General features: G+C 71.1%; 22 protein-coding genes. 11 read left to right on the plus strand and 11 right to left on the minus strand.

Features of this window, described 5'->3' with window-relative positions; translation table 11 throughout:
- Window positions 1-2 precede the first annotated feature (2 nt).
- Window positions 3-791: a neutral zinc metallopeptidase gene (locus tag IG98_RS0124425; RefSeq protein ID WP_030916513.1), complete on the plus strand. Its 789-nt coding sequence runs from the start codon at window positions 3-5 to the stop codon at window positions 789-791.
- 30 nt (window positions 792-821) lie between these two features.
- On the opposite strand, the gene IG98_RS0124430 is transcribed toward IG98_RS0124425, so the two are convergent.
- On the minus strand, window positions 822-1,868 hold the full coding sequence (locus IG98_RS0124430) for a class I SAM-dependent methyltransferase (RefSeq protein ID WP_030916516.1): 1,047 nt from the start codon (window positions 1,866-1,868) through the stop codon (window positions 822-824).
- A 183-nt stretch (window positions 1,869-2,051) separates the two neighbouring features.
- Window positions 2,052-2,945, minus strand: coding sequence for a phosphatase PAP2 family protein (locus IG98_RS0124435; protein WP_063766275.1), 894 nt, complete (start codon window positions 2,943-2,945; stop codon window positions 2,052-2,054).
- Window positions 2,946-3,255: 310 nt separating this feature from the next.
- Here IG98_RS0124435 and IG98_RS0124440 point away from each other — a divergent pair, with 310 nt between their 5' ends.
- Both IG98_RS0124440 and IG98_RS0124445 read left to right on the plus strand, forming a co-directional pair.
- The gene (locus IG98_RS0124440) at window positions 3,256-3,948 is read left to right on the plus strand and encodes a response regulator (RefSeq protein ID WP_030916521.1); all 693 of its coding nucleotides are present in this window, start codon (window positions 3,256-3,258) and stop codon (window positions 3,946-3,948) included.
- Window positions 3,942-5,132, plus strand: coding sequence for a sensor histidine kinase (locus tag IG98_RS0124445; RefSeq protein ID WP_051752797.1), 1,191 nt, complete (start codon window positions 3,942-3,944; stop codon window positions 5,130-5,132). Before IG98_RS0124440 ends, IG98_RS0124445 begins: the two co-directional genes overlap by 7 nt.
- Here IG98_RS0124445 and IG98_RS0124450 read toward each other — a convergent pair.
- Window positions 5,081-5,782 carry a hypothetical protein gene (locus IG98_RS0124450; protein WP_030916526.1) on the minus strand — a complete coding sequence of 234 codons (702 nt, stop codon included), beginning with the start codon at window positions 5,780-5,782 and terminating at the stop codon, window positions 5,081-5,083. The two genes, IG98_RS0124445 and IG98_RS0124450, sit on opposite strands and share 52 nt — an antisense overlap.
- Before the next feature lie 298 nt (window positions 5,783-6,080).
- On the opposite strand from IG98_RS0124450, the gene IG98_RS0124455 reads away from it, so the two are divergent.
- The 5 genes from IG98_RS0124455 (at window position 6,081) to IG98_RS47250 (ending at window position 11,679) form a co-directional block, all read left to right on the plus strand.
- Entirely contained in the window at window positions 6,081-6,674 is a 594-nt protein-coding gene (locus tag IG98_RS0124455) for an RNA polymerase sigma factor (protein WP_037971122.1), read from the plus strand.
- Complete coding sequence (locus IG98_RS45230) at window positions 6,667-7,704, plus strand: CU044_5270 family protein (RefSeq protein ID WP_037971123.1); 1,038 nt, start codon at window positions 6,667-6,669, stop codon at window positions 7,702-7,704. Before IG98_RS0124455 ends, IG98_RS45230 begins: the two co-directional genes overlap by 8 nt.
- A gap of 104 nt (window positions 7,705-7,808) precedes the next feature.
- Window positions 7,809-9,437, plus strand: coding sequence for a heparinase II/III family protein (locus IG98_RS0124465; protein ID WP_245651690.1), 1,629 nt, complete (start codon window positions 7,809-7,811; stop codon window positions 9,435-9,437).
- A 260-nt stretch (window positions 9,438-9,697) separates the two neighbouring features.
- Window positions 9,698-11,005, plus strand: coding sequence for a DUF6271 family protein (locus IG98_RS0124475; RefSeq protein WP_157594487.1), 1,308 nt, complete (start codon window positions 9,698-9,700; stop codon window positions 11,003-11,005).
- Complete coding sequence (locus IG98_RS47250; RefSeq protein WP_051752799.1) at window positions 11,002-11,679, plus strand: TylF/MycF/NovP-related O-methyltransferase; 678 nt, start codon at window positions 11,002-11,004, stop codon at window positions 11,677-11,679. Before IG98_RS0124475 ends, IG98_RS47250 begins: the two co-directional genes overlap by 4 nt.
- Here IG98_RS47250 and IG98_RS0124485 read toward each other — a convergent pair.
- The gene (locus IG98_RS0124485) at window positions 11,668-13,995 is read right to left on the minus strand and encodes an ATP-binding protein (RefSeq protein ID WP_084195605.1); all 2,328 of its coding nucleotides are present in this window, start codon (window positions 13,993-13,995) and stop codon (window positions 11,668-11,670) included. The genes IG98_RS47250 and IG98_RS0124485 overlap by 12 nt on opposite strands.
- A gap of 62 nt (window positions 13,996-14,057) precedes the next feature.
- On the opposite strand from IG98_RS0124485, the gene IG98_RS0124490 reads away from it, so the two are divergent.
- Window positions 14,058-14,438: a hypothetical protein gene (locus IG98_RS0124490; RefSeq protein ID WP_030916542.1), complete on the plus strand. Its 381-nt coding sequence runs from the start codon at window positions 14,058-14,060 to the stop codon at window positions 14,436-14,438.
- Between the two features lie 18 nt (window positions 14,439-14,456).
- Here the strand turns inward: IG98_RS0124490 and IG98_RS0124495 are convergent, their stop codons facing one another.
- From IG98_RS0124495 to IG98_RS0124505, 3 genes are read right to left on the minus strand one after another with little or no spacing between them, the layout of a single operon-like run.
- Window positions 14,457-16,049, minus strand: a complete 1,593-nt coding sequence (locus IG98_RS0124495) for a carbamoyltransferase family protein (protein WP_037971124.1) — start codon at window positions 16,047-16,049, stop codon at window positions 14,457-14,459.
- 13 nt (window positions 16,050-16,062) lie between these two features.
- Window positions 16,063-16,953 (minus strand): hypothetical protein, encoded by an 891-nt coding sequence (locus IG98_RS0124500; RefSeq protein WP_030916545.1) that lies wholly within the window; start codon window positions 16,951-16,953, stop codon window positions 16,063-16,065.
- Complete coding sequence (locus tag IG98_RS0124505) at window positions 16,950-18,071, minus strand: Gfo/Idh/MocA family protein (RefSeq protein WP_051752803.1); 1,122 nt, start codon at window positions 18,069-18,071, stop codon at window positions 16,950-16,952. Before IG98_RS0124505 ends, IG98_RS0124500 begins: the two co-directional genes overlap by 4 nt.
- A 131-nt stretch (window positions 18,072-18,202) precedes the next feature.
- Between IG98_RS0124505 and IG98_RS0124510 the strand changes: the two genes are divergently transcribed.
- Both IG98_RS0124510 and IG98_RS0124515 read left to right on the plus strand, forming a co-directional pair.
- Window positions 18,203-19,135 carry a TIGR03621 family F420-dependent LLM class oxidoreductase gene (locus IG98_RS0124510; protein WP_063766277.1) on the plus strand — a complete coding sequence of 311 codons (933 nt, stop codon included), beginning with the start codon at window positions 18,203-18,205 and terminating at the stop codon, window positions 19,133-19,135.
- Window positions 19,136-19,223: 88 nt separating this feature from the next.
- A complete protein-coding gene (locus IG98_RS0124515) occupies window positions 19,224-19,598 on the plus strand; it encodes a hypothetical protein (RefSeq protein ID WP_157594488.1) in 375 nt (124 codons plus the stop codon).
- Window positions 19,599-19,789: 191 nt separating this feature from the next.
- Here the strand turns inward: IG98_RS0124515 and IG98_RS0124520 are convergent, their stop codons facing one another.
- From IG98_RS0124520 to IG98_RS0124535, 4 genes are all read right to left on the minus strand, one after another.
- A complete protein-coding gene (locus IG98_RS0124520; RefSeq protein ID WP_030916558.1) occupies window positions 19,790-20,659 on the minus strand; it encodes a class II glutamine amidotransferase in 870 nt (289 codons plus the stop codon).
- Window positions 20,660-20,724: 65 nt separating this feature from the next.
- The gene (gene gad / locus IG98_RS0124525; RefSeq protein WP_030916561.1) at window positions 20,725-22,149 is read right to left on the minus strand and encodes a glutamate decarboxylase; all 1,425 of its coding nucleotides are present in this window, start codon (window positions 22,147-22,149) and stop codon (window positions 20,725-20,727) included.
- Between the two features lie 90 nt (window positions 22,150-22,239).
- Window positions 22,240-23,172, minus strand: a complete 933-nt coding sequence (locus tag IG98_RS0124530) for a phosphotransferase enzyme family protein (RefSeq protein WP_030916564.1) — start codon at window positions 23,170-23,172, stop codon at window positions 22,240-22,242.
- A complete protein-coding gene (locus tag IG98_RS0124535; protein WP_030916567.1) occupies window positions 23,169-24,539 on the minus strand; it encodes a helix-turn-helix domain-containing protein in 1,371 nt (456 codons plus the stop codon). The genes IG98_RS0124530 and IG98_RS0124535 overlap by 4 nt, the downstream gene beginning before the upstream one ends.
- Window positions 24,540-24,675: the final 136 nt, after the last annotated feature.

Genomic DNA, 24,675 nt, shown 5'->3' on the forward strand with positions numbered 1-24,675 from the left:
TCATGCGCTTCCTCCCGCCCCGTGCCGGTTCCCGGCGACCTCTCCGACGCTGGGCCCTGCTGTCCGCCGTGTGTCTTGCCGTCCTGCCCGCCGGAGTCGCGCAGGCCGCCGCGCCCCAGCCCTCGTTGCTGAAGTCCGGCAGGCTGGCGGCCACCTCGTGCCCGGAGCCGCCGCTCATCGACAGAGGCGTTCCGCAGCCGGGCGAGTACCTCACCGCGGTCGTGAAGTGTCTGAACACCTCGTGGTCCGCCCACTTCGCTCGGGCCGGGCTGCGGTTCCGCACGCCCACGGTCCGCCTCTACCCCGAGCCCGCGCGGCGCGTCTGCGGAATACCTTGGCCCCAGGGCGCGGACGCCTTCTACTGCACGAAACGGGCCACGCTGGTGTTCCCGCTCACCGATGCCTGGATCGAGGACCGCACCGATCTGTACCCCTTCAAGGTCGCGGCCCACGAGTACGGCCACCACCTGCAGAGCCTCACCGGCATCTGGGACCGCTACGAGAGGCGCGTCCACTCCGACCACACCCGCCAGGCCGAACTCGGCCGCCGCTACGAGCTCCAGGCCGACTGCCTGTCGGGGGTGTTCCTGGGCAGCGTGCGGGACTCCCTGCCCCGTACCGATCAGGACTGGAGGGCACTGTCGGAGATGCTCCGCGCCAGCGGTGACGAGGGTGAGCGCCACACCCACGGCAGCGGCGCCAACCGGGTCCGCTGGTTCGAACGCGGCTACCGCGCGCTCTCCCCCGCCGCCTGCGACACCTGGACCGCCGCCCCGTCCCGGGTGTCCTGACCAGCGGGGGCCGGCACAGGCCGCCGGCCGCTACCGCTTCAGTTCCAGTACCAGGTTGAACGGGGTGGCGGTCGCCTGGCGGGTCCGGGTGAAACCCGCCTGCCGGGCCACCTCGAAGAGTCGTTCCCGCCCGGCCTGCGCGCCCAGGGCCTCGGTGCCACCCTGGGCGAGCGCGTTGGGCACGCAGATGGTGGCCGAGGCGTTGAAGAAGAGCCGGCCCACCGGGTTGAGGTCGTCCGGCAGGCGCCCGTGCGCGAACGGCTCGACCAGCAACACGGTGCCGTCGGGCGCCAGGGTGGAGTGCACGTGCCGCAGCGCTGCGACGGGGTCGCCCATGTCGTGCAGGCAGTCGAACAGGCAGACCAGGCCGTAGCCGGCCCCCGGGTAGTCGTCGGCGTAGGCCGTATCGAAACTCACCCGGTCGGTGACCCCGGCCTGCAGTGCCAACTCGCGGGCCCGCACGATCGAGGGCACGTGCGCGTCAAAGCCGGTGAAGCGCGAGTTCGGGTACGCCTCCGCCAGCACGATGGTCGAGGCGCCGTGCCCGCAGCCGACGTCGGCCACCAGGATCCCGGCGGTCAGTTTCCCCTCGACGCCCGAGAGCGCGGGAATCCAGCTGTCTCGCAGGTGGGCGGCGTATCCGGGGCGGAAGAACCGCTCGGTGCCGTTGAACAGCGCCCGGTCGTGGTCGGGCCAGGCCAGGTCCCTGGCACCTCGGTAGGCCTCTGCGATCCCGGCCTCGTCGCGGTAGACGGAGGAGATCAGTTCGGCGAGCCCGGTCATGAACACCGGGCTGGTCTCGTCGGCGAACACCCTCGCCTGCTCGTCGGTCAGCGTGTAGGCGCCGTCCCGGTAGTGGACGTATCCGGCACATGCCTGGGCCGCGAGCCATTCGGCGACGAGCCGCTCGTTGGTGCCGGTGCGCCAGGCCAGGTCACCGGGGCTGAGCGGACCCGCTCCCACCATCGCCTTCCACAGGCCCAGCCGGTCTCCGAGCACGACCGTCGCCGCTCCGAACGCGGCCCCCATGTCGAGCACGACCTGGTCCACGAGCCTCTGCAGCCCGGCCTCGTCCATCGGAGCCTTCCCCGTCGGTCCGTGTGGTCGCCCGTGGAACTCTTCGAGTCCGCCCGCCGCCCGGAAGGGCGCGGGAGAGGTCGGCGAATCCCCGCGCGACCACCGTTTTCATCGTAGTGCCCGCCTTTCGCGCCTCCCGGAAACGGATGTTCAACGTCGCGCAACGGCTCCCTCGGCCTCGGATCAAAAGCGTCCGCTGTGCCGGCCGTGATCCGACGCCTGCGGGTGTTCGGCCCGGAAAGGATCGAAGTGATGTGGCTCGGCGGGCAGATCCCCCGCCGGCTGCTCGTGCTGGAGGGAAGGGCCGGCTCGGTGCCTGCCCGCGGCGGCGGCCGGACGGCGACCGTGCCCGCCCTCGGAGCCGGAATCGTTCCGGCCCAGGCGCTCGACCAGGGGCGACACCAGCCGCATCGCCGACGGCGTGAGCGCGAGCAGCACCGCCACCACCACGCCCGCGGCGAGAATCACACCGGCGAGCACGTCGTGCGGGTAGTGGACCCCCACCATCACCCGGAGCAGCGCCGCCACCGCGGCCAGCGGCAGGGTCAGCGCGGCGAGGCGGGGACGGAGCAGGGCCAGCCCGACCGCGAGTCCGGCGGCCAGGGTGGCGTGGTTGCTGGGAAACGACCAGTCCCCCACCTCCGGGCACTCCGCGATCGCCGCCGCGGCTCCCGGTACCACCCGGCAGGGGCGTTCCTCGATCACCATCAGCTTCACCGCCTCACTGATCGCGTAGGCGGCGACGGTGCCCACGCCGATCATGACGGTTCCGGCGACACCGCGTACGTCCCCCCGGCGCAGGGCGGTCCACCACACTCCGACGAGGATCAGCCCGAGGAGCACGAGGGTGCCGTCGGTGGCGATCTCCATCGCCGCGCTCGCCCACGAGGGCGCGTTCGCCACCGCCTCGGTCACCGATCGGTACCCGGAGGCCGAGGCGCCTTCCACGACCTTCGCCGGACCGGCCCCGCCCGTTCCCTCCGGCGAAAGCCAGGCAACGACTCCGGCCCCCACGCCCAGCGACACGGTCGAACCCAGCAGCCGGTTGCGGAGATTGTTCCCAGCGTCAGTCTTCATAGCGGTTGATCATAAGAAGGACCGTGGCATAACGCCTAAATGAACGACAATCGAATCTGAGGTGAACCTCAGGGACGGCGACCGGCGGTCATTCGCGGCCGGGTGTCCCGAAAACCACGGCCGGTACCGTTCCATCCGGTTTTCGGCGCGGTCCGCGAGTGGCCGCCGTGCGCCGTCGGCCCGTCCTGACATCGACCCGGCCGTCCGCCGTATGGCGGAGCGCGGATCCGTCACACGGCGGACGGCCGGTCGGCCACGGTGCCTCCGCCGGGGTGGTCCACAGGCGGTCGATCTCGGTAACCTACTACGCATGCCTGGTAGGACAAACAGTCTCGCGAGGATCAGGCTGGTCATCGCGGACGACCAGGCCATGATCCGCACCGGGCTACGGTTCGTCGCGGAGAGCGCCACGGACATCGAGGTCGTCGGGGAGGCCACCGACGGCCTGGAGGCCCTCTCCGTGACCCGGCGACTGCGACCGGACGTGCTGCTGATGGACATCGCGATGCCCCGGCTGGACGGCCTGAGCGCCGCCCGGCGACTGCTCTCGGACCCGCATCCGCCCAGGATCGTCATGCTGACCACCTTCGACACCGACGAGAACCTGCACGCCTCGCTCCGCATCGGAGTGAACGGCTTCCTCCTCAAGACCTCGCCTCCCGAGCAGCTCATCGAAGCGGTACGGGTGGCGGCGGCCGGTGACGCGCTCATCGACCCGGCGGCCGCCATGCGGGTGATCGCCTCGTTCACCGCGCACCACATGCCGGTCGCACCGCCCGAGCTGGCCACCCTCACCTCGCGTGAGCTGGAGGTGCTGCGTCTGCTCGCCCGGGGGCTGTCCAACCCCGAAATCGCACGGGAGTTCCAGGTGGGCACCTCGACCATCAGGACCCACGTCGCCCGGGTGCTGCACAAGCTCGGTCTGCGCGACCGGATCCAGGCCATCGTGTTCGCCTACGAGGCCGGGGTCGTGCGGCCCGGACAGCAGGGCCGGTCGTGCTGAGGAGACTGCTCGGCGACTGGCGGCCGACCTGGCTGGATCTCCTTCTCTCCCTCGCCGTGGGGATCACCGGCCTCGTCGAGTCCTTCGGCCGTCAGGGCTCCCAGCCCGGCCAGATCAGCGATCCGGTGCCGCTGGCGGTGGGAGCGGTCGTCGCCGGGACGCTGCTGCTGCTCCGGCGCAGGTTCCCCACGCCCCTGCTGCTCGCGCTGATCTCGATCGGCCTGGCCGTACGGGCGGTGGCGGGCGACGGCTACTACGCCGCCTGGCATTTCTACTCGACGCTCATCCTGGTCCACACCGTGGCCAGCGCCGCGGAGCTGCGGAGCCGCCGCGGGCTCGCGGGGCTGGCGTGCGTACTGGTGGCGTACGCCGGCCTGCAGACGTTCCAGCGCAACGACATCGCCGAATTCATGATCGGCGCCGTCTTCATGGGCGTGGCGTACGGGAGCGGCATCCTGCTGCGTCGCCAGATCGACCGGACGTTGCGGCTGGCGGAACACACCATCCGCCTTGAGGTGGAGCGCGAGGAGCGGGCCCGGCAGGCGGTGACCGAGGAACGGACCCGGATCGCCAGGGAACTCCACGACATCGTCTCGCACAACGTGAGCGTGATGACCCTGCACACGGGCGGGGTGCGGATGCGACTCGGCGAGGAGCACAGGCGGGAGCGCGACATGCTGCTCGGGGTCGAGAAGGCCGGCCGCGAGGCGGTCGAGGAGCTCCAGCTCATGCTGGGGGTGCTCCGCAGGACCGGCGATCCGGACCCCGGCGCCGCCCAGCCGAGCCTGGAGCGGCTGGACGAGCTGGTCACGCAGGTCAAGGAGACCGGGGTGGACGTCCGCCTCCGGATCACCGGCGAGCCACGTTCCCTGCCGCCGGGACTCGCGCTCTCCGTCTACCGGGTGATCCAGGAGGCTCTGACGAACGTGCTGAAGCACTCCCCCGCCGCCAGTGTCGACGTCGTGATCGCGCACGGCCTGACCGGGCTGGATGTGGAGATCACCGACGACGGCGCAGGGGGCGGGCGCAGCTCGGACGGACATCGCCCGGGTGGGCACGGCCTGATCGGGATGCGCGAGCGGATCGCGATGCACGGTGGCGAGCTGTCCACCGGTCCCGTCCCCGGCGGTGGTTACCGGGTGGTCGCCCGGTTCCCGCTGAACACCTCGGTGACGACCGGCTGAGCCGCCTCCCGCCCGGCCCACTCCGCGTCGCTCATCCGCAGCATCCGCAGCCCGATCACCCCGGAACCGGCCAGGTAGAGCAGGCCGCCCACGACCGTGCCGATCGGGAAGACCAGGGTTCCGAAGACGCCTGCGATGATCGCGAAGGGTGCCCACCACGGCCCGTGACCGGCGTAGGCCAGGGCCAGTCCGAGCAGGAACAGGCCGAGCAGCCCGAGGAAGCCCGGGATCTGGAACCCGAAGGTGGCGCCGGGATCGGCGAACGCCTGCTCGGCGAGCATCTCGCCCTGGGCGGGCGGCAGGGCGCGTTCGAGCCGGGAGTAGAAGAAGTCCCCGAGCATCAACCCGGAGAAGTTCACCACGCCGAGCAGCGCGAGACCACCGGCGAGGTGGCCGAAGACGACTCCCTGGTGCCGGATGAGGTGGATCATCCCGATGATTCCCGGGATCATCAACACCCAGCTCCAGTGCAGCAGCGAGGCGCTGACCGAGACCTGCTCCGGATACCTGCCGTAGACGCCGGTGGTGTCGCCGCCCTGCCGCAGGGCCGGGTCGGCGATGGCGCCCGCGATGTAGAGGAGTGGCGCGACGAGGAGGCATACTCCTGCGGCCCATCTGCGGAAACCGAGTGGATTGGAGAGCGATGGCATGAGATCTTCCCTTGCGTTCCGGCCCGCACCCGGACGGGCGGGGATGAGGCCGGGAACGTTAGGCGACGACGCGGCGCGCGTCGTCCTCCTCATGACCTATTGTCGCTCCGCCATCCGGCGGACCCCGTACCCCGCCGATCGCGACACGAGCCCGGCGCCCCGCGCGCGCGGGGCTCACCGCGCCGGGCGCGACGCGCGGATCCGGACCGTGAAAGCGAATCGGCGGATCGGGCGATAGAGAGGGACCGCCGTTCGCGTTCGAAGGATTACACATGACGGGAAGACCATCGTGACCGCGATGTCCTGGGCCGCCCATCCGGCGGAGGACGCCCAGGTCGTCCGGCTCTCCCTCGACGAGTCCGAGCGGTTCAGCGCGATCTTCGACACCTACTTCGGCGAGATCCACCGCTACGTCGCCCAGCGGCTCGGCGCCGACGCCGCGGAGGACATCGTCGCGGAGACGTTCCTCACCGCGTTCCGCAAGCGGGCGCAGTACGACCCGTCGCGGGCCGGCGTGCGGGCCTGGCTGTACGGCATCGCCACCAACCTCATCGGCAGGCACCGCCGCGTCGAGGTGCGAACGTTGCGCGCACTCGGGCGCCACGGCCCCGACCCGGACACCCCGGGGCACGAGGAGCACGTCGCCGTGCGGGTCAGCGCGGAAAGCCTGCGGCCGAGTCTCGCGGCGGCCCTGGCCGGGCTCCACCAGCGAGATCGCGACGTCCTGCTCCTCGTCGCCCTGGCCGGGCTGAGCCACGAGGAGATCGCCATCGCCCTGGGCATCCCGTACGGGACGGTCGGGTCGCGGCTGAACCGGGCCAGGAAGAAGTTGCGCGCCACGCTGGGCGAGACCAACCCGATGCTGGAGTCCGAGGAGGCCGGTCGTGGATGAGCTGAAGACGGTCCGCGAGCTGTACGGCGAGCCGCGGCTCGATCCGCTCCTCAAGGCCAGGGTGCGCGGGTTGCTGACCGACGAGCCCAGGAGGCGGCGGTGGCGGCTGTCATGGACCGCGGCCGTGGCCGGCCTCGCGGCCGCCGCCGTGGCGATGGCGATCGCGGTTCCCGGCATGACCGGGGAGGCGGAGGCGCCGAACCGGGGCGCGACGCTCTCCGGGCGGTCGGTCCTGCTCGCGGCGGCGACCACCGCCGAGTCGGGCCCCGCGTCGGCGAACGCCTACTGGCGCGTCAGGAAGCTGCACCGGCGGACGTACCCGGAGCAGCTGGGCAGGGGGGCGAACCGTTACTGGGTGGTGGAGTCACGGCTCACCGAGCAGTGGGTCGCCAGGGACGGCCGGGTCTGGTCCGCCTCCCGGGCGCTGGGGGCGCGCCCGGGAAGCGAGGCCGACGAGGAGGCCTGGCGTCGCGACGGCTCCCCCACCGAGTGGTCGAGCCAGGGGGAGGTGCTCTCCACCTCGCCGGAGAAGGGCGAGCTGCGGGCCGTCACCGGCCAAGTGCCCTTCAGCATGGCCGGTCATGAGATGACCTTCGAGCAGCTCCAGAGGCTCCCGGTCACCCCCGCCGCGCTGCGGGACTGGGTCACCGAGGCGGTGAGCGACGTTCCGGCCGGCACCGTCGACGGCGTCGTCGCGGACGCGCTCAGCGGCCTGCTGTGGAGCAAGCCGTCGCCGCCGGACGTGCGCGCGGCCGCCTACCGTGCGCTGGCCGAGTTGCCGAACATCCGGTATCTGGGCGGCGCCACGGACGAGCGGGGCCGGAAGGGAGCCGGATTCTCCTTCACCGTTCAGCCTCCCGGGGCGCGGAGCGGCACGGCCGTGCAGCGGACACTGATCATCGATCCGGACAGCTCCCAAGTGCTCTCCTCCACGGTCACCGGCCCACCCGAGGTCAGGGGTGAACAGGTCGAGCTGGTCCTGGCGGCGGGCTGGACCAATGACCGGCCCGCCGTTCCCGAACTTCCCTAGCCCGCCCGGGAGGCCTGCCTCCTCACGCTGACGGCCCGTTCGCCCTCGTAGCCCCTTCGCGGGTGCGCGGGTGGGCCGCCCGAGACATTGTTTGGAGCAATCGCTTGTTTTGGCATGCCCGTACGGCGCTCGCCCTGATCAGGAACCGTCCCGGAGCGCCTTCCCCGGCGACAGGCGAGGGACCGGTCATCTGCCCCGCCGACCGGTTTCCCGCGATCAAGGTGTCCGAGGTCATGGCGGGCCGGATCAGGCTCGTCGGCCTGCCCCCCGTCGACCTGGGCACCGACATCGACTGGCGGATCGACCCGCACCGGAACCGTTCCTGGACACTGAACCTGCACGCGCTGCGGTGGATGGGAGGGCTGATCGCCGAGTACGAACGCTCCGGCGAGGCGGAGTACCTCGACCGCGCCACCCGGATCGCCGAGGACTGGACGCGCGCCAATCCCCGTGGCGTGACCGGCATCAGTCCCTGGGCTTGGGCCGAGCACCCGGTCGCGCTACGCGCCCCGGTCCTGGTCTGCCTCAGCGCGCACGTGCGCGACGACTGGCTGTCGGAGAGCCTGGTCGAGCACGCCGAGATCCTGTCCGACCCCGCGCTCTACCGGCGGGGGCACAACCACGGCCTGGACCAGGACATCGCGCTGCTGACGGTCGGCTGCCGTCTCGGCCAGGAGCGGTGGAAGGACCTGGCCGTCCGGCGGATGAGAGACTCGGCGGAACTCGCCATCGACGCGCAGGGCGTGCTGCACGAGCAGGCTCCGCGGTACGGGATATACGTCCACCGGCGGCTGGGCACCGCGATCGAAGCGATCAGGGCGTCCGGGGCCGAGGTCCCTGCGGGGCTCGTCGCGCGGCGCGACTCGCTGGAGACCTACGTCAGCCATGCCACCCAGCCCGACGGCCGCCTGGTGCCGATCGGCGACAGCCCGGCCGACACGCGCCCGAGCGGTTTCCGGCACGGGGAGGACACCGTGCGGGTGTTCGACGACGGTTACGTCTTCGGCAGGACGGCATGGGACGACCCGGAGTCGGCCTTCTACTCCATCAGGTTCGGTACCGGCCGCCGGCTGCACGGTCATGAGGACCATCTGGGCGTCACCTACCACGCCCACGGCCGGGACATCCTGGTGGAGGCGGGTTTCCACTCCTACGAACGGACCGGCTACCGGAGGTGGACCCTCTCCCCCGAGGCGCACAACGTCCCCGTCGTGGTGGGCGCGGACCTCCGCGAGGGGACGGCGACGCACCTGGTGAGCTCGTCCGTCGCCCCGGCACGGCAGTGCTACCGGTTCACCGACACCGCGTACGGCGTCAGCCGTACGCGGTCGGTCCTGGTCGGCCACGGCGCCGACCTGATGGCCGTGCTGGACTCGGTCCCGGCGGGGTCGGCGCTGCGCAACCTGTGGCACTTCGCCCCCTCGCTCACGGTGGTCGCCAACCGTGACGGCCAGGTGGTCCTGGCCGACGGGGAGTGGCGGGTGACGCTGCTCCAACTCGCGATGCCCTCGGGCCGGCCGCTCGGCGGGCAGACCGTGCGGACCGAGACGATCGCCCTCGGCTACCTCAGGCAGGCCGAGGCGACGACGGTCCTGTCCCCGCCCGCCGAGTCGGTACTCACCCTGATCGTGCCGGGCACCGCCGACCCCGAGGTCACCCGGTCCGGCGGACGGCTGAGCGTCCGCACTCCCGGCGGCCACGTCTCGCTGCGCTGGGACCCCGACCTGGGTTGACCGAGCCCCGGTGCGCCCCGGCGACGGTCAGGTGAAGACGACCGTACGGTGACCGTTGAGCAGCACTCGCTGCTGCACATGCCACTGGACGGCCCTGGCCAGGGTGCGGCACTCGGTCTCCCCGCCCAGCGCGACCAGGTCCTCCACCGACGCCGGCGGCCTCTGCTGATCTCCCAGACGTACGGGGCATGGACAGGGGTGGCGGGGCATCTTACAGTTCGGGAATGTGCTGATCGCGGGTTTCCCAGTGAGGCTGTGGCATGCCAAAACGGTTGCTCTACGTTCCCACGCATCGGCGCTGTCCCGAGGCCATCGTCTCGTATCTGGACGAGAGCCTGTTCCTCGCCCGCAGGTACGGGGAGGAGATCCCCTTCCTGCTCGTCGAGTCGTTTCCGGCCGACTGGATCCCCGAGCATGCCGAGTTGCTCGGGCGGCTCAGCGTCGAGCGGTCCGCGCGGGCCTTTCACCTGACACCGGAGGGGCGGCGAGCCTACGTACGGGCGCTGGTGGAAGCGGCGGCCGATGAACCGGCGGATCGGGATCGGCTGGAAAGGCTCCTGATCCCGGAGGGGGTCTCGTACGGGGCGGGGCCGAACATCGCGGCGTTGGTCGCGGTGGCACTCGACGCCCAGGTGCTGCTGCGCCGGGACTCCGACACGCGCCCGATGCCGCGCGGGGAGGTCCTCGCGTTTCCCGGAGAGCTGGAACTGCGCGCGCTGGCCGGACAGGGGGTGTATTTCGTCGCCAGCACCTACGTGGGAGATCCGCCGCTGGACCGGCGCGACCTGCTGTCGGCGGGACCGGAGTTCGTGCGCCGTATCGAGCGCGAGATCAAACCCGGCCTGAGCGATCGGGAGATCGACGAGCTGCTCCGCGAGTACCTGGTCGACGAACCGGCCCGCGGCTACGACTCCGATTTCGTCACCCCCGACCGGCCTGGAAGCGTGGAGATGGGCGTCTCCTGCGTCAAGGAGATCTTCCGTACGGTGCCGGAGATGCCGCTCACCGAGATGCTCGGATCGGACTTCATCCAGCGGAACCTGCTGCTGGCCGTCGGGTATCCGGTGTTGTTCCACTCCCGGAAGGTCTACCACCGCTACGACGAGACCCGGCGCGGGCGCTCCGACTTCTCGGGCGCGGTCCGCTACGCGGTACGGGACCTGCGTTACCTGCTGTTCTGGCGGATCTGGAGCGAGCTGGCCGCGCGGGTGGCCGCGCGGCCCGAGGATTTCTGGCGCCCGCCGGGAGAGATCGACGCGGAACGGTTCGGTGCGGCGGCACGGCAGGCGGTCGCCCGGCAGACTCCATCGCTCCCCGGCATCGCGGCGGAGTTCGGCGCGGCGCACCTGGCCGCGGCGGCGGAGACCGGTGGCGACATCGCGGCACGGCTGAACGCGATCGGTACGGCCGCGCTCGACGGTGCCGACCGTCATGTCGCGGAGGTCGTGGACGGGTTCGCCGACTACTGTTTCCTGCTGGAGCACTGGCCCGCGCTGGTCGCCGCCGCGTCCCGGTCGGCCGGTCTGGTCCGGGCCCTGGCCCTAGTGGGAGAGGACCGGCTCGGATGACCGACGGCAGGCCGCGCAACAGCGGTCAGGAGGTGCCGCACTCGGCCGCCTTTCGGCGGCAGGTCGCCAACGCGGTCAGGGCGGCCGAGTTCGAGGCCCGGGAATTCGCCGGGGTGCCGGTCTTCCACGACCAGCCCAGCCTGCTGGAGGCCAGCATCCGTGCCGTCGACCCGGCACTGGGGTGCTGGGTGGAGCTCGGATTCGGCGGCGCGGAGAGCGCCCTGCAGATCAGGGCCATCGCCGCACGAGCCGGACTCACCATGACGCTGCACGGGTTCGACTCGTTCGAGGGGTTGCCCGAGGACTGGGGAGGTGAGGCGAAGAAGCACGACTACCGGTTCGCCAGGCCCCACCTGGACCTGCCGGACATCCGGGTGCACGAGGGCTGGTTCCACGAGTCGATCCCGAGGGCACTGCCGGAGCTGGCCGGCCGGATCGGCTTCGTCCACGTCGACTGCGACCTGTACTCCTCGACGCGCACCGCGTTCGAGCTGCTCGGAGAACGTCTCGGGCCCGGGACGGTCATCCAGTTCGACGAGTACTGGAACTACCTTGAGGCGGAGGAGGGAGAGCTGAGGGCGTTCCGCGAGTTCCTCGCCAAACAGGACCTGGGCTTCCGCTATCTCGGCTACAACGCGAACTACATGCAGGCGAGCGTGCTGTTAGAGACCTGAGATCAACTCCCTGAGCTCCGCCTCGCGGGGTGAGCCCACCTGGTGGAACCGGTCGGCGGCCAGCCGCCACTGCCCGGCGGCGGCCCCGGTGTCGCCCGCCGCCGCCAGGGTGTCGCCAAGCAGGGTGAGAATCCGGGCCTGCGCCAGCGCGTCGTCGGCTTCGGCCGCGATCCGCAGCGCCTGGTCGAGCCGGGTGACCGCCTCGGTGAGGCGGCCCGCGTCGGCCGCCACGGCGCCGAGCCCCGCAGTGGCCTCCGCCTCGCCGCGCCGCTGCCCGTACTCGACGAACGGCGGCAGCGCCCGCGCGAACGCCGCCTCGGCCTCGTCGATCTCACCCCGGTCGCGGTGCGCCCAGCCAAGCCTGACCAGCGCGTCGGATTCGGTCAGCTTCGCTCCCTGCTCGCGTGCGATCTCCAGCACCTGCCGGTAGAACCCGGCGGCCAGGTCAGCGTGTCCGCGTACCCGCTGGACGTCCCCGATCGCGGTCAGCGCGTAGCTCTCCCCACTACGGTCGTGGAACTCACGCTGCATGACCAGTGACCGCTCCGCCTGGGCCATGGCCTCGTCGAGCCGCCCCAGCTGGAGGTAGCTCATCGCGAGATGGGTGTGGGTGTATGCCACGCCGGTCAGGTCGTCGATCCCGGCCCAGGCCGGCAGTGCCCGTTCGAAGTAGGCGGTCGCCTCGACCATCCGGCCTCGATCCAGGCAGACCTCACCCATCCCGTTGAGCATGAAGGCGCTCAGCAGCGTGCTGTCCAGGTCCGTCGCGATGGCCAGGCCCGCCTCGTAGCAGGCGATGGCCTGGGCCGGGCGGCCCTGGTCCCGGTAGACGTTCCCGAGGTTGCGCAGGATGCACGCCTCGCCCCGCCGGTTGCCCGCCAGCCTCGCCGCCTCCAGCGCCAGCTCGTGGGTCGCCGCCCATTCGGCCCAGCGAGCGAGCACCCGGAAATGGTAGTGCAGCGGATCGGCGAGTTCCCAGGTCAGGTCCCACAGCCGGTGCTCGTAGGCCTGCCCGACGGCGGCGACGATGCCCGCCTCCTCGGTGACGAACCAGTCCATCGGCCGGTGGCCGACCAGGACGTCGGCGTCGAGGTCGCGGGGCAGCCAGAGCCTCGCCCGGGGAGCCAGGGCGTCTCGTTTGCTGTTCGGCGACATCAGGTAGAGGGCGCGTTTGGACAGCGCCAGATACCCGCCGAGGACACGTTCCATAGCCTCGTCCGCGGGACCGTGGTCACGCAGCCGTTCCTGGGCGAACGAGCGCAGCAGGTCGTGGAAGCGGAAGCGGAGCTGCCCCACCGCGTCCTCGCCGATCGCCTCCAGGAGCTGGACGTCGGCCAGCCGCTCGATGAGCTCCTCCGCGACCGCCAGGTCGGAGTCGAGCGCCGCCGCGAGGACCCAGGGGGCGAAGTCGGGTGCTCTGACCAGGCCGAGCAGCCGGAACGCCGACCGCTCCTCCTCGGTCAGGGCCGCATAGCTCAGGGAGAACGAGGCGCGCACGCTGAGATCACCGACTTTCAGCTCTTCGAGGCGGCGGTGCTCGTCCTCCAGCCGGATGAGCATCCGGGCCAGCCGCCAGTGCGGCCGGACCGCCAGTCTGGCCCCGGTGATCCGGACCGCGAGCGGGAGGTGGCCGCAGAGCCGTACCAGCCGCTCGGCGGCCTCCGCCTCGGCATCGACCCGAGCCGGACCGACGATCTTCCTCAGCAGTTCGAGCGCCGCCTCGTGCGTCAGCACGTCCAGGTCGAAACCCCGGGCGCCCTCCAGCGTGGGAAGGCGCTCGCGGCTCGTGATCAGTGCCGCGCAGCCGGGCATGCCGGGCAGCAACGGCCGGAGCTGGGCGGCGGACGCGGCGTTGTCGAGAACGACGAGCACCCGCCTGCCATTCAGCAACCCCCGGTAGAAGGCGGCGCGTTCGGCCGCCTCCGGCGGGATCGCCGGGCCCTGCACGCCGAACGCGCGCAGGAACCCGGAGAGGACGTCCGAGGGGTCGAGGGATTCGGCTTCCGCGCCCCGGAGGTTCACGTACAACTGGCCGTCGGGGAAGAAGTCCCGGAGCCGGTGCGCCAGCCGTACCGCGAGGGTGGTCTTGCCGACCCCGCCCATGCCCGAGATCGCACTCAGCACCACCGTGTCCTCGGCTCCGACGAGCCAGGAGCGCAGGGTCTCCAACGCCTCCTCACGTCCGGTGAAGTCCGCGAGGTCGGCGGGGAGCTGGTAGAGCCCCGCGGTGATGGTGAACGGCTGGTCCAGATGCTGATGGATGATCAGGTCTCGTCCGGCGACGTAGAGGTCGCGTCCGGCGTGCATCTCAGGCATCGCACCTGCCGCATCGGGAAGGAGTCCAGAGTGACACGAGGATTATCCCCGAGCGGAGCCCGATGATGAAGGCGATTGTCACCAATGTTTCCCGCCACGACGGAGCGCATGTCCTCGAAGCGCGCTACGGCGACTGGCGGATCACCGTTCACCTGCGTCCGGACACCGGGCCGGTGACGGCCGCCGAGCTCGCGGAGCCGCTCGGGGCCGTGGCCGCGGCCCTGGCGACGGCACCGGCGGCGGACCCGCCCTGGAGCGACGCCGAGGACGCGGCGCTGGTACGCGCCTTCGACGCCTGCTACGACCTCGACGCAGTGGCCGCGCGCCTGGGACGGCCCGCCGGGAGCGTACGGCGGCGGCTGACGCTCTTCGGCAGGCTGCCCGCGATGGATCCGGTGACCGGTCGGCTCATCGAGCCGTCAGATGACCTCGCCACCCCCTGACCTCGGCACGGTCCGCGGTCAGTGCGGCCGGCGTTCGAACAGGGTCCCGTTCACCACCATGGCGTCGAGGCCGGCTTCCCGGAACACCGCCATCGCCTCGGCCGGGGTCTCGACGATCGGCTCGCCGCGGATGTTGAGAGAGGTGTTCAACAGCACCGGGGGCGCGCCGAGGCCGGCGAACTCCGCCAGCAGCCGACCGAGCGACGGGTGGTCCTCCTGCTCCAGCGTCTGGACTCGGGCCGTGCCGTCCACATGGCATACGCCCGCGAGCGTCTTTCGGTGCTCCGGCCGGATGGGCCAGGCGAACTGCATCCAGGGGGAGGCGCAGTCGGCGTCGAAGTAGTCCCCGGCCGCCTCCGCGAGGACCACCGGGGCGAGCGGCCGGAACCACTCGCGGTGTTTGATGCGGCTGTTGATCCGCCGTGCGACGTCGGCGCGCCGGGGGTCGGCGAGGATGCTGCGGTGGCCAAGCGCTCGCGGTCCGAACTCCGAGCGCCCTTCGAACCAGCCGACCACTCCGCCCCGGTCGAGCAGCTCGGCCGTACGACGCAGGACCCGGTCGTCGATCTCCTCCGTGCCGTAGGTTCGCCCCCGGTATGGACCGACGGGGAAGCGCGCGGTCGAGGTCGGCGGGTCGAGTTCGAGTGCGGCGAGGATCGCCGCGCCGAGCGCCGTTCCGTCATCGCCGGGGGCATAGACCACGTGGACCCGTTCGAACGTGGTGTTCTTTATGATCTTTCCGTTGAACGCGCAGTTCAGCGCGACTCCCCCGGCCAGGCACAGGTTGGGGCAGCCGGTCACCCGCCAGGCGTGGGCCAGCACGTGCAGCAGGATCTGTTCCAGGACCCACTGACCGGCGAAGGCGATGCTCGCGTCGATCTCGAACCCGCCGGACACCTGGTCCGAGCGGATCCGGCGGATCCGCTCGACCACGCCGTACGGTCCCTCCAGCGTGATGGTGAAGCGTCCGTCCGGCAACAGCTCGACGGCCTCCATGAGCTCGCCAGTGAACCGGTCGTCACCGTAGGGTGCGAGGGCCATCGTCTTGCCGGCCTGCATGAAGGCGAAGCCGATCCCCTCGGTGACCGCCCGGTAGAGGTCGCCGAGCGAGTTGGACATCAGCGCCGTCAGGTCGTTGGACGACGTGGCGCCCCGCTTGGCCCCCACCACCTGGCCGAGCCGGATGAGCTCGTTGCCCCGGCCCAGCATCCAGGTGGTCGTCTCCCGCTCGTGCCGGTCCGCGGCGCCCGGTCCGACGACGCTTCCCGCTCCGTCCACGACCAGCACCACGGCCTCCTCGAAAGGGCTGGTGAAGAAGGTGCTCGCGGCGTGCGACCGGTGGTGGTTGACCCAGCGGATCGAGATCTCGGGTTCCCAGCCGCACAGCGGGGTGAGCATGTCGTTCGCGGCGAAGGCCCGGATGTCCTCGGCCCTCAGGCCTGCCGCGTCCAGGCAGTAGGCGAGGGAGGCCCGACAGGGGTCGGGGTCCAGCAGCGCGTAGCGGACCCGGCTGAGCCGCTCGTCCTCGATCGCGATGCTGCCGCCGTCCTCGGTGATCAGCCAGGTGGCGAAGTCGTGAATGGACCCGCCGAACCCTATGACGCCCGTCATACTTTCTCCTTCGTTAGGTCTCGGCACTGCCGGCCCACGGGTTGCACAGGTGGACGAGGAGGATCGCGATCGCCCAGCGGTCGGGCATCACCGAGACGGCGCCCAGCGCCACCGGCGGGGCCGCCCACTGGTACAGCCGTGCCGTGTCCGTGGCGACGAGAAGCTGGGCATAGGCGAGGGTCACGGTGACGACGAGCATGGGCACGATGCGCGCGTCGGTGACGAGCAGCGCGAGCAGCCCGGCCCCCCAGGGCGTCAGCGTCGCCAGCGGGTCGAACCACTTTCCCGCGTGGTAGAGGCTGCCCGCCCGCCAGGGATTTCGCATCAGCTCGGACTGCCCGAAGTGGTCCTCGCCGACGGTGCCGGTCAGCCGGCGGATCAACGGGGCGGCGAGAGCGGCCAGGGGCAGCCAGTGCCAGGCGAAACAGGCGGCGAACAGCGGAGCCGACTCCTTGACGCACCCGGCGACGAGGGCCGCCAGCAGGGCTGGGAGCCAGAGCCCGTGCTGGAGGAGGATCGCCGAGCCGAGAGCCCAGGCGAGGGCCGTCCCGTCGACGAGCACCGGCCAGCGGAGCTGGATCCGCCAGATTCCCGGCATGCCGCATATCAACAGGCCGCCGACCACCCGCAGGCGCGCGTCGGGAATCCAGGGTTCCATCCATACGGTGACCAGCGGTGGCAGCGCCACCAGGTGCGCGGTCGTGCACCAGCGCCATCGGCGTGGGGAGTCCCCGCACAGCGCGGGCAGCAGCCAGCGCAGCATGAACGGCAGCGCGACCGGCTGCCCGGCTCCCGCCCGCAGGTAGCGGCGGCCATCGGGACAGACGGCCCGCACCGGCCAGTTGATCAGGCTCAACCCGAGCAGTACCAAGGAGAGACCGAGCGACCACAGCGCCGCGCTCACGGATCACCGCACTGCTCGCACCACCAGCAACCGGTGGCGTACGGGGTGGGTCCCAGCGGCGCGGGACGGCCGCACCGGGATCTCAGCCGCACCGGAGAGGTCTCCGGGGTCTCGATGGCCAGCATGGTCTCCGTGACGTGTCCGACGAACCCGCCGGTCAGCCGCTGTTCGGTCAGGCCCCGCAGGGCGTGCGCCATGTCGATGACTCCGATCCCGCGTCCACCCGGCGCGTCCGCCGGATAGGGCACGGTCGTCCATCTCGACGATCGGGCCGTCTTCAGCCGGACCTTGCCGGTGTAGAAATTCGGGTCGGGGATCGCGAGGGTCCCCTCCGTCCCGAAGATCTCCAGATGCGGGATCCGGGTTCCCCACACCTCGAAACTCGTCGTCAGGGTGGCGACGACCCCGGTTTCGAACTCCAGGAGGGCCGCCAGGTGGGTCGGCACATCCGCGAGGAAGGTCTCCCCGGCGCGTGGTCCGGTGTCGATCGACCGCCGCGGTGAGGGCCGGCGGTGCGCGCCGACGACGTCGCGCACCGGGCCGAGCAGTCCGACCAGCATGCTCAGGTAGTAGACGCCCATGTCCAGCAGCGGTCCCGCGCCGGGCTGGTAGAAGACCTCGGGCGTGGGACAGCTCCGTTCGTGTCCGGGGGTCAGGAGTGCCGCCGCCGCACCCAGCGGATGTCCGATCAGGCCCTGGTCGATCGCGCGGCGGGCGGCCTGGGCGGCGGCCCCGAGTGCGGTGTCGGGCGCGCCGCCCAGCATCGCGCCGGCCGTCGGGGCCGTGGCCAGCAGTTCGTCCAGCTCCGCGGCCGAGGCGGCGAGCGGTTTCTCGGTGTAGACGGACTTGCCGGCTCCCAGCGCCTGACGGGTGATCCCGGCGTGCCACCGCGGCGGGGTCAGGTTGATCACCAGCTCGATCGAGGCGTCCCGCAACGTCTCGGGCAGGGAGGCCGACACGGCCCGCGCGCAGGACGCGGCCAGCTGCCGGGCTCGCTCGGGAATCGAATCGCAGCAGGCGACGATGTCGATGATCGGCGCCCTGGTCAGGGTCCTCAGATATTTGGCGGAGACGTTCCCGCAGCCGACGACGGCGCACCTGACAGGGGGGACCGGCATGTCTGCCTCGCGTGAGTGGGGCTGCACCGTCATGGCGAATACCTGAAGGCTCTGCTCTTATTAGAAAAGAAAGCCAGAGAATGACAAGGAAAAATTAGATTCTATCTTCAGATAACATTTACGGAGATGCCGTGGCGGAAATTCGGCCATTCCGTTTCGGGGTGGAGACGGCGGGTGCCCCGAACGCGGCCCGCTGGCGGGACATCGCCCGCGCGGTCGAGGACCTCGGCTACCGGACGCTGCTCATCATCGATCATCTCAGCGACCAGCTCGCGCCGGTTCCGGCGATGCTGGCGGCGGCCGACGCCACGACGACGCTGAGGGTCGGCTCGCACATGCTCGCCAACGAGTTCCGCCATCCGGCGTTGCTGGCGAAGGAGGCGGCCACCGTCGACCTGCTGTCGGAGGGACGGCTGGAGCTCGGCCTCGGGGCGGGGTGGAACCGCGCCGAGCACGAGCGGATCGGGGTCGAGCTGCCCGCCCCGCCCACCCGGGTGGACCGGCTGGCCGAGGCGATCGCCGTCGTCAAGGGCCTGCTGGAGCACGAGTCGTTCAGCTTCTCCGGCCGCCACTACGCCCTCGACGAGGTGGCCGGACTGCCACGGCCGGTGCAGCGGCCGAGGCCGCCGCTGATGGTGGGCGGCGGCGGGCGGGCGATCCTGTCGCTGGCCGCGCGCGAGGCCGACATCGTCGGTCTGAACGCCAACCTGGCGTCCAGCCGTTCGGACGCCTCCAGCGCGGCGACCATGACCGGGGCGGCCACCGCCGCCAAGGTGGAGTGGATCCGGGCCGCGGCCGGGTCCCGGTTCGACGCGCTGGAACTCAGCGTCCGGGTCTACTACACGGTGGTGACCTCGGACGCGGAAGCGGCGGCCGCGGGACTCGGCCCGCTCACCGGGTTGCCGGTCGCCGAAGCACTGCGCTCACCCCATCTGCTGCTGGGCGACACCGAGCGACTGGTGGACTCCCTCCAGGAATATCGCGAAATATACGGTATTTCCTATTTTGTAATTACGGCCGATGCCTATGAGGCGTTCGCCGGGGTCGTCTCCAGGCTGGGATAACCGAGGCGGATGTAAATTTCGGGGATTCTGTTCCGGCCGCCTTCGCCCTACTGTGGTCCCAGAGTCGTCGGCGTAGGGACGGTTTCAGATGGACATAGCTGCGGTGTCGTCCGCGGTGGCTCTCATGGTCGCCGGCGGCGCGGCCACGACCATGGGCGAGCAGGTGGCCCTGGACCTGGTCGAGCGGATCCGCGAGAGGATACGCGCGATCTTCGGCTCCGACGAGCGCTCGGCGGAGACGCTGGACCAGGCGATCGAGGAGCCCGGCGACGAGAGCCGGATCAGGTCGCTGGCCGAGGCACTGTCCTGGTACGCGCGGCGGGACGAGGAGTTCGCCGGCGAACTGGAGGGGTGGGCGCGCGACCATCCGGCTCCGGCGTCCCTCGTGCAGAACGTCCACGCGGGCAGGGACGCCTACGCGGCCGGCCGGGACATGACGGTCAACCAGCGATCCGACCCCTGAGACCATCGGCTCCGGGCTGACCGTCGGCTCGATGCCCCGGCGCACCCGGCGGGCGGCGTCCGGCCTTGCTCAGCCACCGGGCCCACCGGTCGATGTCACGGACCAGGCGGCCGGGGTGCGCCTTGCGGGCCGGGCGGAAGCCGGCCTCGACCCCCAGGTGCGGCTCGATGTCGCGACCTGTGAACCCGTTCTCAGATCGCCTGCTGTGAGGCGGCGGCCTCCGGGCGCAGATCGGCGAGGCCCAGCCGGTGCGCCGGTTCCTCCGGCAGTACGACCCGGCGGGTGGGGCTGAGGTCCGGTCCGATGTGGAACAGCTCGCCGGGCTCCATCAGGTGCCACTGGGGATGGTCGTCCATGCGCTCGCTGGCGACCACGGACGCGGAGGTGCCCGCCAGGTCGCGGGAGCGGACCCGCATCCGGTCGTTGCTGCCGCTGTGGTCGAGGTGCCGGACGCCGTGCTGTCCGCCGGCGGCACGCCGGAGTACGTACAGCTCGTGGGTGTCGGGATAGCGCAGCGCCCACAGGTCCCGCGGCGTGGTGAGGATCAGGTTGAGGGCGTAGACGGGCAGGTTCCTGGCGACCCAGCGTGCGGCGCTCTCGATGCCGGCGGCGACGTCGCCGCCGTGCGCCCTGGTCTCACGGGTGATCAGCGCGAAGAAGCGCTCCGAGTCGGTGTCCCCCCGGACCAGTTCCCGGTCCTTCCCCAGTTCCGCGTCGAGGTCGTCCAGGCCCTCGATCACCCCGTTGTGCGCGAAGAGCCGCCCTTCCTGCAGGAAGGGGTGCGTGTTGCGCACCTCCAGGCCGCCGGTGGAGGCGAAACGGATGTGCGCCAGAAAGGTGCTGGACTCCACCTCCTTGGCCTCTTCGGCGAAGCACCGGTCCTGGTAGGCGGCGATGGGAGCCTTGTGCATGTGCGGGGTGCCGTCGGCGTCGAAGTAGCCCAGCCCGGTCCCGTCGGGGTCGCGGTGGCTCTGGCGGCTCAGGCTGTCCGGGGCGTCCAGCAGCCAGAAGGTGGCACGCGTACGTTCAGGGGTGCTGCTCAGGCCGAACAGACGACACATCTCAGGGTTCTCCTTCTCCGTCACTTCTGTTCCGGCCGCACCGGCCCGTACCCGGCCCGGCGCCGTCAGCCGTGGCTCCGGGGCCTCCTGACCCCGGCCCCGTGCGCGAAACCGGTGGCGTCCTCGGCGGTGTGACGCGGCCGGTCCTGGCCGGAGAGGCGGGGCAGGACCCGGCGCAGGTCCTGCAGCAGCAGGTCGGCCAGGTCGTTGCTGAAGCCGTTACGGACGACGATGCGCAGCACCGCCAGGTCCGTGCGGTTCTTCGGGAAGGTGTAGGCGGGCACCAGCCAGCCGCGCTCGCGCAGCACGGCGGAGACGTCGAAGACCGTGAAGTTGTCGATCCCCTCCCGTACCCGGAAGGCGAACACCGGGGCCTGGCCGCCGTCGGTGATCAGCTCGAACCGGTCCAGCCCGGCGATCTCCCCGGACAGCCGGGTCGCCACGTCCCGGCAGGTCTGCTGGACCCGGCGGTAGCCGTCGAAACCCAGCCTCAGGAAGTTGTAGTACTGCGCGACCACCTGGGCGCCGGGGCGGGAGAAGTTCAGCGCGAAGGTCGGCATGTCCCCGCCGAGGTAGTTGACGTGAAAGACCAGGTCGTCGGGGAGCGCCTCGGAGTCGCGCCACAGCGCCCAGCCCACCCCCGGCATCACCAGCCCGAACTTGTGCCCGGAGGTGTTGATCGACGCCACCCTCGGCACCCGGAAATCCCAGTGCAGGTCGGGGTCGAGGAAGGGCGCGATCATCGCGCCGGAGGCGCCGTCCACGTGGATCGGCACGTCGAGTCCGGTACGGGCCTGCAGGTCGTCCAGGGCCGCGGCGATGTCGGCGACGGGCTCGTAGCTGCCGTCGTAGGTGGAGCCCAGGATGGCCACGACCCCGATGGTGTTCTCGTCGCACAGCTCGACGGCCGTCTCCGGGCTCAGGTGGTACCGGTCGCCCTCCATCGGCACATACCGGGGTTCGACGTCGAAGTAGTCGGCGAACTTCTCCCAGCAGATCTGCACGTTGACGCCCATCACCAGGTTGGGCCGCCCGGCCGACCGTCCCTCGGCCTGGCACCGGTGCCGCCAGCGCCGCTTGAGTGCCAGACCGCCGAGCATCGCCGCCTCACTCGAACCGGTCGTCGAGCAGCCCACCGCGCGATGGGGCTCCTCGGCGTGCCAGAGCCGGGCGAGCATGTCCACGCACCGGATCTCCAGCTCCGCGGTCTGCGGATACTCATCCTTGTCGATCATGTTCTTCTCGGCGCACTCGGCCATCAGCCGCCGCGCCTGCGGCTCCGCCCAGGTGGTGACGAACGTCGCCAGGTTCAGCCGCGCGTTGCCGTCCAGCATCAGCTCGTCGTGCACCAGCTGGTAGGCCGTCTCCGGCTCCATCTCCCCGGCGGGCATCGCGTAGCGCGGGACCCGGACCGGCTCCCGGCTGAAGATCGGGTTGATCTCCAGATCGCGGCTTCCCCGCCCGGTGTGACCGGGCCGCCTCAGTGGCATCTTCCCACCCCCTCACCTGGGCTTTCCCCTAGGCTGGGTACCCGTGCCGCCGCGGTACGACACCAACCGCCGGTGATCCGTCCGGCTCCGTCACCGGTACGGCTGCCACCTGACCGTCTGGTCGCGAGCCTTGAAACTGCGCATGCGGTGCTCCCACTGCGACCGGATACCCGGGTTGCTGCGCAGCACGGGCAGGACGCTGGTGACCAGCTTCAGCTCGCGGAGGCGGCGCAGCACCGGAAAACCGCGCCAGCGGGTGACGTCGAAGCCGTAGCCCTCGGCGAGCGACGTGTGCTCGTCGGCGGGATAGTCCATCCGCAGGCGGCCGACCGCCACCGGGGCGAGGTCCCACTCGCGCGGGCCTATCCCGGTGCTGTCGAAGTCGCACAGCACCGGCCCCTTGGGCCCGGCGATGACGTTGCCCATGAACACGTCACCGTGGATGACCCCGGCGGGGAGCGCGTAGTCGAGCGCGGCGAGCCGCTCCTCGACCTCGTCGCACTCGTCCAGCAGGAAGGCGTGGTCGCCCGCGGACAGGTCCTCCGGTTCGGCGAGCCGCTGACGGACCTCGGTCATCGGGGCCCACTCCGGCAGGTCCACCGGCGGGTCCGGCAGCCTGTGCAGGCGTCTGAGCAGGGTGGCCAGCTCGCCGCCGCCGGGGCGCGGGCCCACCTCGGGGGTGTGCTTCCACAGCGTCACCAGGTGGCCCTCCACCTGGAGCGGCTGCTCGCAGCCCGGCAGGAGCCGCACCGCGGGGAAGTCGTGGTCGGCCAGCCAGCGGGCGACCCGCACCACGGTCGGCACCCGCGAGCGGGCGGCCGAGGACCCGGCGACGCGCACCACGACGGGCGCCCGGCGCAGGCGGAAGACCGCGTTGTTCGTGAACTTGATCAGTTCGGCGTCACCGGACGCGAGCCCGGCCCGGTCACAGACCGATGCCAGCAGCGAGTGGAGCCGATCGCGGGTGAGACCACCGGCCTGAGCGGCGGCGTGGTCTGCGGCGTGGTCGGTGGTCATCGTCATGCCGCACGCACCACCGAGATGCGCCGGGCGAGGTCCTGGGCGTCACCGGCGTGCGCCCGCATCATGGCGACCGCCTGCAGCGGCGCGAGACGGTCGGTGATCCGCATCGAGCGAATCTCGGTCGCCAGGGTGACCGCCTCGTTGCCGTTGACGATCCCGGCGGCCATGTCACCGGCTCTGAGCTGCACCGTCGCCAGAGCGGTCAGCTCGAAGGCCCTGCTCCTGGCCATACTCGGGTCGCGTTGCCCGAGCGCGTCGGTGAGGAAGCGCTCGGCGATGCCGAGATGGCTGTCGAGGTGGGTCTCGGCGAGGTCGGCGTGCACCATGCCGCTCGTGGCGTCGAGGTCGGCGGCGCCGAAGAAGCTCACCCAGGCCGGGGACTCACGGTCACGGGCACGAGCCAGCTCGTCGGCCGCCCGGTTGATCGATTTGAGTGCGAGATCACTGTCGCCCAGCAGGGCGTAGGCCCACGCCTCGTTGGCGAAGAGCATCGCCACGGTCCGCTCGCAACTGGCGTCCTGCGCGCAGATCTGTCCGAGCTGGAAGAACCGCAGCGCGTCAAGGATGCGGTCGCAGTGCAGGTGGACGCGACCCATCCGGTACAGGACGTTGGCCGCCAGCGAGGAGTTCCTCGCGTGCTTGGCCTGTTCGAGCGCGCGGGCCAGGTGGCTTCTGGCCGAGCCGTACAGACCGACGTCGAAGGAGGTCCAGCCCGCGAGGTTGTGCTGGTCGGCCAGCGCCTGGTGCAGGCGGAGAGTGACCGACTCCGGGCACGAGGCCCGCAGCAGCCGCTGCGACCAGGCCAGCTGTGCCACCACCGCGTCGCGGCAGACCCCGCCCCCGTGCCGGTAGTCCAGGGCGCGCAGCGTTCGGGTCACCGTCTCGATCTGCTCGACGTCGGCCATGCCGATGCGGTGCGGGATGGGGGTCTCCGTGGGCGTGATCGGCTCGCTCCACTCCTCCGCGTCCCCGGATGCCGCGCCGATGGTCACCTGTGCGGCGTGCGCGAGCAGGCGGCGCACCTGCTCGTCCTCGCTGGAGTCGTCGCGCTGGTCGGCCGCCGTCGCCGGGGCCGGTGCCGTGCAGGAGGCGTCGTAGGCCAGGCCCATGTAGCCACGGGGGATCCCCAGGCCGTCGGCGATCCGGCCCAGCACGTCGTACGCCATCACCTGGCGGCCCTTGAGGATCTCGGATATCTCCGACTGGGACTGCGCGGTGAGGGCGGCGATGTGACGTTGCGAGACGCCGATCCGCTGCAGTAACCGGTACACGGTGGCCATGTCGCGGACGGCCAGGGCCTGTCGCATCTGCGGGCGTTCCCAGAACGCGGGGTCGATTTCCCGCGCGTTCGCGTTGCTGACGTTCATCAATTACCTTCAGCGTGGAGACCCGGTCCTTCAAGGGCGGGAGGAAACGCGGCACGGTGCCGCACTTCTGGGTGGGTGGTGTAGCCGTAGCCGTCGGCTCGTTGGAGCAGGTGGATGTGGCGGTGGCCGATGCCCT

Origin of the sequence: Streptosporangium amethystogenes (assembly GCF_000721075.1) — a bacterium.
In the GTDB taxonomy this organism is placed as follows: Bacteria; Actinomycetota; Actinomycetes; order Streptosporangiales; family Streptosporangiaceae; genus Streptosporangium; species Streptosporangium amethystogenes.